This window comes from Kitasatospora sp. NPDC089913 (assembly GCF_044748625.1).
Taxonomy (GTDB): domain Bacteria; phylum Actinomycetota; class Actinomycetes; order Streptomycetales; family Streptomycetaceae; genus Kitasatospora.
In genome coordinates this window covers 16858-25818 of record NZ_JBIVGI010000041.1, presented here as the reverse complement: position 1 = coordinate 25818, position 8961 = coordinate 16858, and the positions used below count along the sequence as shown (strand labels likewise).

The window sequence follows — 8961 nt, the reverse complement described above, 5'->3', positions numbered from 1 at the left end:
ACCGCCGGACCGGCTGCCGCCGTCCGGCCGCACTTCCCGGGGGGCTCCGTGCTTCCCCCGGCCCGAAACGAGGACACCCATGAGCGACAACGCCCACCGGATCAAGACCGTCTACCACGACCTCGCGCTGCGGACCCTGGAGGTCCTCCGGGTCACCCGGATCACGCCCCGGATGGTCCGGGTCACCCTCGGCGGACCCGAACTGGCCGGCTTCGTCGACCAGGCGCCCGCCGACCACGTGAAGGCCTTCTTCCCGGCGCCCGGCGAGACCGAGCCGGTGCTGCCCCTGCTGGGGGACGACGACGAGGGCCTGATCTTCCCCGACTCCCCGCCGTACCCGATCTCCCGCGACTACACCACCCGGCGCTTCGACCGCGAGGCCGGCGAGCTGGACCTCGACTTCGTGCTGCACGGCAGCGGTGTCGCCTCCGTCTGGGCCGAGCAGGCCGCGCCGGGGCAGAAGCTCGGCCTGGCCGGGCCGCGCGGCTCCGTGCTGGCCGACCTGGACTTCGACTGGTACCTGCTCGGCTGCGACGAGACCGGGCTGCCCGGCGTCGCCCGGTACCTGGAGATCCTGCCCGAGGGCGCGGTGGCCAAGGTCTTCGTGCTCGTCGACGACGCGGCCGAGGAGCACCACCTGGAGACCCGCGCGAACGCCGACATCGTCTGGCTGCACCGCGACGGCCGCGCCCACGGCGACAGCGACCGGCTGTACACCGCGATCCGCGACCTGGAGCACCCGCCCGGCGTGCCCTACGTCTGGATCGCGGGCGAGGCGGGCGAGTTGAGGCCGATCCGGCGGCACCTGCGGGCGCTGGGCTTCGACCGCGACATCACCGACGTCGACGGCTACTGGAAGCGCGGGACCGTCAACCTCGACCACCACGAGCCGGACGAGGACGACGAGGAGGAGGCGGCCGCCGGCTGAACCGCGGGCCGTGCGTCGGGGCCCGTCCGGACCGCTCCGGACGGGCCCCGCCGTCGTCCCCGCCCCCGCTCGTTCCCCGCCCCGCCCGTTCTCCGCCCCCGCCCGGCGCCCGGTCAGCGCCGGCCCGACCGCCATTCGTGCGAGAGCAGCCAGACCAGGTACAGCCCGCCGATCGCCGCCGTCATGATGCCCACCGGGAGCTGGACCGGCGCCAGCACCCGCTGCGCCGCGAGGTCCGCCGCGCACAGCAGCACCGCGCCCATCAGCGCCGACGGCAGCAGGCTCACCCCGGCCGCGCCGGACAGCCTCCGGGCCAGCTGCGGCGCGGCCAGTGCCACGAAGGAGACCGGCCCGGCGCTCGCGGTGGCGACCGCCGCCAGCAGGACCGCGCACACCACCAGCAGCGCGCGGGAGCGTTCCACCGGGACGCCCAGCGCCTTGGCACTGTCGTCGCCGGACTCCATCAGCCGCAGGTGGCGGCCCATCAGCAGCACGGCGGGGAGGAGCAGTCCGACCGCCGCCGCGGCCGGGGCGAACTGCTCCCAGCCCCGGCCGTTCAGCGAGCCGGTCAGCCACACCGCCGCCGCCTGTGCCTCGTCGATCGAGGCCTCCGTCATCAGATAGGCGTTCACCGAGCTGAGCAGCGCGCCGGCGGCGATGCCGACCACGATCAGCCGGTAGCCCTGCACCCCGCGCCGGTACGCCAGCAGGTAGACGACCAGCGCGGTGGCGAAGCCGCCGCCCACGGCGCCCAGCGCGACCGCGAACGGGCCTCCGCCCAGGACCAGGATCTGGAGCAGGGCGCCGGTCGCCGCACCGGTCTCGAAGCCGATCAGGTCCGGGCTGCCGAGGGGGTTGCGGGCCAGGCTCTGGAACACCGCGCCACTGAGCCCCAGCGCGGCGCCGACCACGGTGCCGAGCGCCAGCCGGGGCAGTCGCAGATCGTTCACCACGAAGTCGGTGGTGCCGGTGCCGTGGCCGGCCAGGGTCCGGAGCACATCGGCGGGGGAGACCTGGAAGTCGCCCGTCCCCAGCGCGGCGACGCCCACCACGAGCAGGGCCGCGAGCAGGCCGAGACCGGTGGCCAGCGGGCGCCGGGCGACCCGAAGGCGCAGCGGGCCGAGGCGGATCCGCAGACCCGGGACGAGCCCGGCCGGGTCGATCGCGCCCGGGTCGATCGCGCCCGGCGCGGCGGACAACGGGGGGAGGGGGAGGGCGAGGTCCTCCGGACGGGACGTCACAGCTGGGGCACCTTCCGGCGGCGGACCAGGACGACGAGCACGGGGGCGCCGAGGGCGGCGGTGACGATGCCGACCGCCAGTTCGTCCGGGCGCACCAGCAGCCGGCCGAGCACGTCGGCGCCGAGGAGCAGCGCGGGGGAGAGCACCAGGCAGTAGCCGAGCAGCCAGCGCTGGTCCGGCCCGGTGACCAGCCGGACGGCGTGCGGCACGATCAGGCCGACGAAGCCGACGGGCCCGACCGCCGCGGTGGCCGCCCCGCAGAGCAGCGCCACCGCGACGGCGACCAGCACCCGGGTGCGGACCGGCCGGGCGCCGAGCGCGCTGCCCAGTTCGTCGCCGAGCGCCAGCGCGTTCAGCGGGCCGGCCAGTGCCAGCGCCAGCACCACGCCGACCAGCAGGAACGGTAGGACCTGCACCAGGACGTCGTCGCCGCGGCCGGCGAGGGTGCCGACCGACCAGATCCGCAGCGCGGCGAAGGAGTCCCGGTCGAGGAAGGTCAGGGTGGAGATCCCGGCGATCAGCGAGGCGTTGACGGCGGTTCCGGCGAGGACCAGCCGGATCGGCGAGGGCGCGCCGCGCCCGGCCGTGCCGAGGGTGTGGACGGCCGCCGCGGTCAGCGCGGAGCCCGCCATGGCGAACCAGACGTAGCCGCTCGGGCTGGTGACGTGGAGGAAGCCGATCGCGGCCACCACGGCGGCGGACGCGCCGGACTCGATGCCCAGCAGTCCGGGGTCGGCGAGCGGATTGCGGGTCAGCGCCTGCATCAGGGCGCCGGCGAGCCCGAGGCCCGCGCCGACGGCGAGTCCGAGCAGGGTACGGGTGAGCCGGTAGTCCTGGACGATGACCGCGTTCTCGGTGCCGTCCGGTGAGAACAGGCCGCGCAGGACGGTGCCGAAGGGGATCGAGCGCGCGCCCACCGACACGCTGAGCACGGTGATCAGGAGGAGCAGCAGCAGGGCCGCGCAGAGTCCCGCCGCGCGCCACCGGGCGGCGCGGTGCCGGTCGGGCCGCGGCGGCCGGGTGGTGGTCCGTTCGGCGGGGCCGCCCGGCGGGTGGGCGGCGGGTCGGGTCTTCGGTCGGGCGGGTAGCACGCCACAGTCCCCCGGGAGGTCGGGCGGAGCACCGCCTTCACTGTCAACTTAGGTAAGGCTATCCTAAATCGAAGACGCGATCGGGGGGACACCGAGGGTCGGTCACCGGCCTGTGCGGTGCGACGACGCACGATCGATCGACAGGGGAGGCACGTTCCATGACGAACCGTATGCCCGGCGCACAGCGCGCCTCCGGCGCGACCGCGCCCGAGGGCGCCCCCGGACGCCCGGCCCGCTCCCGCGGGTCCGCCGCGCCGGCCGGCTGCTCGCACATCGGGCGGGAGGGTCCACCGGGCCTGCTGGCCCGCAGCAGTTTCCTGATGGCGCTCGTCGGCCGGGCCGCCCGGCGGCTCCTCGCGGAGGAGGCGGCGGGCCGCGGGCTCAAGCTCTGGCACGTGATGGTGCTCTGCGCCCTGGGGGACACGCCCGGCCTCTCCAAGGCCGAACTGGCCGAGCGGCTCGGGCTGTCCTCGGCCGACGTGGCCCGGGTGGTCGGGGACCTCGTGGCCGCCGGTCATGTCACCTGCGCCCGCGACGAGGCGGACCGCCGCCGGACGCTGACCAGGCTGACCCGCACGGGCCGCGAGGTCGCGGCCGCCGTCGACGTGGAGCTGGCGGCCGTCGACGACGACGTGCTCGCCCCGCTCTCGACGGCGGACCGGGAGCGGCTCGCGGACATTCTCGCGCTGCTCTCCGAGCACCTGGACGCCGAGCACTTCGGTCTGCGGCCGGTGCGGAGGCCGCCCGCGCGGCGGGCCTGACCGCGGTCCTGGCACCGGTCCTGGCACCGGTCCTCGCGGCGGGCCCGACCGCGGTTCCGGCGGCGGCCCTGACGGCGGCCCTGACGGCGGGGCCCCGCACCGCCCGCGCGGCGCGGGGCCCCGGGGCCCGCCGGTGGTCAGGGCCGGGCGGTGAGGTAGCCGCCCATCGCGGTGAAGTACTCGGTGGCCGCCAGCTCCCGGCCGTCCTCGGTGCGGACCCGGGTGACGGCCAGGCCGTGGTTGCGGCCGGTGCGGGCGTCGGCGCCCGCGACGATCACCACGCCCTCGCCCTCGCGGTAGAAGATCCGGCCGGGGGTGCCGCCGTAGCGGCCCTCGGAGACGACGGCGGCGAGGATCTCCAGGCGCCTGCCCCGGTGGAAGGTGAAGGCCGCCGGATAGGGGGCGGACTGGGCGCGGACCAGGCGTTCCAGCACGTCGGCGGGCCAGCCCCAGTCGATCCGGATGTCCTCCTCCGCCCGCTTGTGGAAGAAGCTGGCCTGCGAGCGGTCCTGCTTGGTGAAGTCCGTGCGGCCGCCGGCGATCAGGTCGAGGGCGCCGATGGTGACGGGGGCGATCAGCTCGACCGTCCGGTGGAACAGGTCGGTGGCGGTGTCGGTCGGACCGACGGCGACCGCCTCCTGCCGCACGATGTCGCCGGCGTCGAGCACCTCGTCCATCAGGTGCGCGGTGACGCCGACCTCGGACTCGCCGTTGACGAGGGCCCAGATCAGCGGCGAGAAACCGGCGTACTTGGGCAGCAGCGAGTCGTGGATGTTGAGGGTGCCGTGCTTCGGCAGGGTGTAGATCCGGGGCGGGATCCAGGTCCGCCAGTTGTTGGCGACGATGATGTCCGGGGCGGCCTCCTCCAGGTGCCGCAGCAGCTCGTCGTCGTCCGGGCGGTTGCGGATCAGGACCGGGACGCCGTGCTCCTCGGCGAGGTCGGCGACCGAGTCGCTCCAGATCTTCTCGTAGGCGTGCTCGCTCCGGGGGTGCGTCACCACCAGCACGACGTCGTGCTCGGATTCCAGGAGCGCCTTCAGGGTGCGGTGGCCCCAGGTCTGATAACCGAACATGACGACCCGCATCAGCGTTCCTCCTCGGGCTGGCGAACTGACACGGAAAGTAAAGCAAGGCTTACCTAACCGTGCAACGGCTCCCCTCCGAGGCGGAGTTGACCGGCGGCGAAGGATTTGACCGTCCGCCCGGTCGACACTCAAGATTGATCAGGTTAGCCTTGCCTAAGTTCAAACCGGCGCACGAATGGGAGTGACATGCCTCGGGCCCTTCCCGGCGACGCAGCACTGATCCACGACCTGATCGGTATCGGCTTCGGGCCGTCGAACGTCGCCATGGCGATCGCGCTGAGCGAGCACAACGAGCGCGTCGGGAGGCACCAGGCCGTCACCGCGCACTTCTTCGAGCAGCAACCCGGCTTCGGCTGGCACCGGGGCATGCTCATCGACGACGCGACGATGCAGGTGTCCTTCCTCAAGGACCTGGTGACGCTCCGGAACCCGGCGAGCGAGTACAGCTTCCTCTGCTACCTGCAGAGCAGAGGCCGCCTGATCGACTTCGTCAACCACAAGAACCTCTTCCCGCTCCGGGTCGAGTTCCACGACTACTTCGAGTGGGCCGCGGCGAAGGTCGACGACATGGTCTCCTACGGCCACCGGGTCGTCTCCGTCGAACCCGTCCTGCGCGACGGCGTGGTGGAGTACCTGGACGTCACGGCCCGGTCCGGCGACGAGACCGTGGTCCACCGCGCGCGCAACCTCGTCATCGGCACCGGGCTGCGCCCGGTCATGCCCGAGGGCGTCGAGCGGGGCGAGCGGGTCTGGCACAACTCCGACCTGCTGCGCAACATCGGCGCCCTCGACGGCACCGAGCCCGGCCGCTTCGTCGTGGTCGGCGCCGGCCAGAGCGCCGCCGAGGCGGTCGCCTACCTGCACCGCCGCTTCCCGGCCGCGGAGGTCTGCGCGGTGTTCTCCCGCTACGGCTACAGCCCGGCGGACGACAGCAGCTTCGCCAACCGGATCTTCGACCCGGAGGCCGTCGACGCGTACTTCACCGCACCGGAGGAGGTGAAGCGCCGGCTGATGGACTACCACGGGAACACCAACTACTCCGTGGTGGACATCGACCTCATCGACGACCTCTACCGGCAGGCGTACCAGGAGAAGGTGCTGGGTACGGAGCGGCTGCGCTTCCTGAACGTCTCGCGCCTCACGGCCGCCGAGGAGATACCCGGTGCGGTCCGCGCGACCGTCGAGAACCTGGTCACCGGCGAGGCGGCCGCGCTGGAGGCCGATGTCGTCGTCTGCGCCACCGGATACCTGCCGGCCGACGGCCTGGGGGTCCTCGGCGCGGTCGCCGACCGGTGCCAGCGCGACGAGCTGGGCCGGGTCCGGGTCGAGCGCGACTACCGGGTGGCGACCGACCCCGGACTCCGTTGCGGCATCTACCTCCAGGGCGGCACGGAGCACACCCACGGCATCACCTCCTCCCTGCTGTCCAACACGGCGGTCCGGGTCGGCGAGATCCTGGACTCGATCGTCGACCGCGGCCGCGCGGCCGGACCGGTCGAGGTCCCGCCCGTCAGCGAGGAGGCCGGGGTCCGCCAGCCGACCGCCTAGGCTCAGCACCACCGCACCACCGCACCCGCCGCCGTCCGCTGCCGTGCCGTCGCACCGCACGGCACGGCGGCGGTGTGTGAGCACCACGCAGGAGAGAGGAACGCCCGTGCCCCTCGGCACCAGCCGTCGCCCCGACGGCCAGCCCGCCGGCAGACCAGGGAGGCCCCGCCCGGCCCCGGCCACGACGACGGCCGGAGGCCCGGTGCCGACCGCGGCCGCGGCGGCCCGTCGGCGGCGGATCACCGGGCTGGTGGCGGTCGCCGCGCTCCTCCTGGTCGCCGCGGTGGTCTCGGTCGCCGTCGGTGCGCGGGCGTTGAGTCCGGCCGAGGTGTGGCACGGACTGTTCGCCGGGCCGGACCCGGACCAGCGGGCCACCGAGATCCGGCTGATCGTGCGGACCGTGCGGCTGCCCAGGACGGTGCTCGCGGTCCTGGCGGGCATCGCCCTGGGCGTCGGCGGGGCGCTGATCCAGGGGTTCACCCGCAACCCGATCGCGGACACCGGCCTGCTGGGGGTGAACACCGGCGCCTCCTTCGCGGTGGTGTCGGCGATCTCGCTGTTCGGCCTCACCGACCCGGCCCAGTACGTCTGGTTCGCCTTCCTCGGTGCCGGGCTGGCCGGGGCGGTCGTGTTCGGGCTGTCGAGCATCGGCCGGGGCGCCGGGAATCCGCTGACGCTCGCCCTGGCGGGCCAGGGGGTCGCGGTGTTCCTCGCGGCGATGACCACCGCGATCGCGCTGTCGGACAAGACGGCCCTGAACGCCCTGCGGTTCTGGAACACCGGCTCGCTGGCCGGCGTCCCGTTCCGGGTCGTCTGGCCGGTGACACCGTTCATCGTGGTCGGCCTGGTCATGGCCCTGGCCGTGCTGCCCTCCGTCAACCTGCTCAACCTCGGGGACGACGTGGCCCGGGGCCTCGGGGTGAACATCACCCTGATCAGGACGGTCGGCATCGTCGCCATCACCCTGATGGCGGGCGCGGCCACCGCGGCCTGCGGTCCGATCGCGTTCCTCGGCCTGATGGTGGCGCACGTGGCGAGGTACCTCGCCGGACCCGACTACCGCTGGCTGGTGCCGTACGCGGGACTGCTCGGCGCGGTGGTCCTGCTGGTGTGCGACATCGTGGGGCGCGTGGTGGTCCGGCCGGGCGAACTGGACGCCGGCGTGCTGGTCGCCCTGCTGGGCGCCCCGTTCTTCGCGGTCCTGGTGTGGCGAGGAAAGTTCAGGAGCGCATGAACGTGACAGTGGTGAAGCCGGCCGTGGCTCCGGGTGTGCGCTTCGGCGGCATGTCCTTCGTCTGGCGGCCCTGGGTCGTGCTGGTCACGCTGCTGCTGGCGGCGGCGACCTTCCTCCTGTTCTGCCTGTCCATCGCCCTGGGGGACTTCCCCATCGGCCTGCCGCAGGTGGTCGCCACCCTCTTCGGCGGGGGCGAGCGGGTCGACCAGTTCGTGATCATGGACCTGCGGCTGCCGCGGGCGATGGCCGGCCTGGTCGTCGGGGTCGCCCTGGGAGTGTCCGGGGCACTGACCCAGTCGATCGCCCGCAATCCCCTGGCCAGCCCGGACATCCTGGGGATCACCGGCGGGGCGAGCGCGGTCGCGGTGTTCCTGGTGACGGTGTCGGGCGGCTCGGCCGCCGCGGTCGTCAGCTCGGTCGGCCTCTCCGGGGCGTCCCTCCTGGGCGGCCTCGGCACCGGACTGCTGGTGTACTTCCTGGCCTGGCGCCGCGGGGTGGACGGCTTCCGGCTCATCCTGATCGGCATCTCGGTGAGCGCGGTGATGGAGGCGCTGACGACCTGGCTGCTGGCCACCGCCGACATCAGGGACGTGGCCAGGGCCCAGGCGTGGCTGGTCGGGTCGCTGGACAACCGTTCCTGGGACGAGGTCGGGACGGCGCTCTGGGGCGTGCTGGCCGTGCTGGCCGTGGTGACCGGCGCCGCCTTCCAGTTCAAGCCGATGCACTTCGGCGACGACGTGGCCGCGGGCCTGGGCGTCCGGCACACCCGGGTGCGGGCGGTGCTGCTGCTGTGCGCGGTGCTGCTGGCCGGGTTCGCGGTGAGCGCGGCCGGTCCGGTCCCCTTCGTCGCCATGGTGGCGCCGCAGGTGGCGATGCGTCTGACCAGGTACCCGACGCCGCCGCTGGTGGCGTCCGGCGCGGTGGGGGCGTTGCTGCTGATCGGGTCGGACCTGGTGGCCCGGACGGCGCTGCCGGTGACCCTGCCGGTCGGCGTGGTCACCGCCGCGATCGGCGGCCCCTTCCTGGTGTACCTCCTGGTTCGGGCGAACCGCCGTTAGGTGATAAGAAAGTAA

General features: G+C 73.9%; 8 protein-coding genes. 5 read left to right on the top strand and 3 right to left on the bottom strand.

Annotated elements, in window-relative coordinates; translation table 11 throughout:
* The first annotated feature begins 79 nt into the window (after positions 1-79).
* Complete coding sequence (locus ACIPYS_RS36935; protein WP_093858488.1) at positions 80-928, top strand: siderophore-interacting protein; 849 nt, start codon at positions 80-82, stop codon at positions 926-928.
* A gap of 113 nt (positions 929-1041) precedes the next feature.
* Here ACIPYS_RS36935 and ACIPYS_RS36930 read toward each other — a convergent pair whose 3' ends face one another.
* Both ACIPYS_RS36930 and ACIPYS_RS36925 read right to left on the bottom strand, forming a co-directional pair.
* Complete coding sequence (locus ACIPYS_RS36930) at positions 1042-2169, bottom strand: FecCD family ABC transporter permease (RefSeq protein ID WP_400754544.1); 1128 nt, start codon at positions 2167-2169, stop codon at positions 1042-1044.
* Positions 2166-3260, bottom strand: a complete 1095-nt coding sequence (locus tag ACIPYS_RS36925; protein ID WP_093858487.1) for an iron ABC transporter permease — start codon at positions 3258-3260, stop codon at positions 2166-2168. Before ACIPYS_RS36925 ends, ACIPYS_RS36930 begins: the two co-directional genes overlap by 4 nt.
* A gap of 158 nt (positions 3261-3418) precedes the next feature.
* Here ACIPYS_RS36925 and ACIPYS_RS36920 point away from each other — a divergent pair, with 158 nt between their 5' ends.
* On the top strand, positions 3419-4021 hold the full coding sequence (locus ACIPYS_RS36920) for a MarR family winged helix-turn-helix transcriptional regulator (RefSeq protein WP_093858486.1): 603 nt from the start codon (positions 3419-3421) through the stop codon (positions 4019-4021).
* 137 nt (positions 4022-4158) lie between these two features.
* Here the strand turns inward: ACIPYS_RS36920 and ACIPYS_RS36915 are convergent, their stop codons facing one another.
* Positions 4159-5106: a methionyl-tRNA formyltransferase gene (locus ACIPYS_RS36915; RefSeq protein WP_400754540.1), complete on the bottom strand. Its 948-nt coding sequence runs from the start codon at positions 5104-5106 to the stop codon at positions 4159-4161.
* A 186-nt stretch (positions 5107-5292) separates the two neighbouring features.
* Here ACIPYS_RS36915 and ACIPYS_RS36910 point away from each other — a divergent pair, with 186 nt between their 5' ends.
* The 3 genes from ACIPYS_RS36910 (at position 5293) to ACIPYS_RS36900 (ending at position 8946) form a co-directional block, all read left to right on the top strand.
* Positions 5293-6654 (top strand): lysine N(6)-hydroxylase/L-ornithine N(5)-oxygenase family protein, encoded by a 1362-nt coding sequence (locus ACIPYS_RS36910; protein ID WP_400754537.1) that lies wholly within the window; start codon positions 5293-5295, stop codon positions 6652-6654.
* 202 nt (positions 6655-6856) lie between these two features.
* The gene (locus ACIPYS_RS36905) at positions 6857-7888 is read left to right on the top strand and encodes a FecCD family ABC transporter permease (protein WP_400754534.1); all 1032 of its coding nucleotides are present in this window, start codon (positions 6857-6859) and stop codon (positions 7886-7888) included.
* Positions 7885-8946: a FecCD family ABC transporter permease gene (locus tag ACIPYS_RS36900; protein ID WP_400754532.1), complete on the top strand. Its 1062-nt coding sequence runs from the start codon at positions 7885-7887 to the stop codon at positions 8944-8946. Before ACIPYS_RS36905 ends, ACIPYS_RS36900 begins: the two co-directional genes overlap by 4 nt.
* The last annotated feature ends 15 nt before the right edge of the window (positions 8947-8961 follow it).

What these genes read in the sequence shown, in the direction of transcription:
- ACIPYS_RS36935 (WP_093858488.1), top strand. Translation starts at nt 80, where the DNA reads ATGAGCGACAACGCCCACCGGATCAAGACCGTCTACCACGACCTCGCG.
- ACIPYS_RS36920 (WP_093858486.1), top strand. Translation starts at nt 3,419, where the DNA reads ATGACGAACCGTATGCCCGGCGCACAGCGCGCCTCCGGCGCGACCGCG.
- ACIPYS_RS36915 (WP_400754540.1), bottom strand. Translation starts at nt 5,106, where the DNA reads ATGCGGGTCGTCATGTTCGGTTATCAGACCTGGGGCCACCGCACCCTG.
- ACIPYS_RS36910 (WP_400754537.1), top strand. Translation starts at nt 5,293, where the DNA reads ATGCCTCGGGCCCTTCCCGGCGACGCAGCACTGATCCACGACCTGATC.
- ACIPYS_RS36900 (WP_400754532.1), top strand. Translation starts at nt 7,885, where the DNA reads ATGAACGTGACAGTGGTGAAGCCGGCCGTGGCTCCGGGTGTGCGCTTC.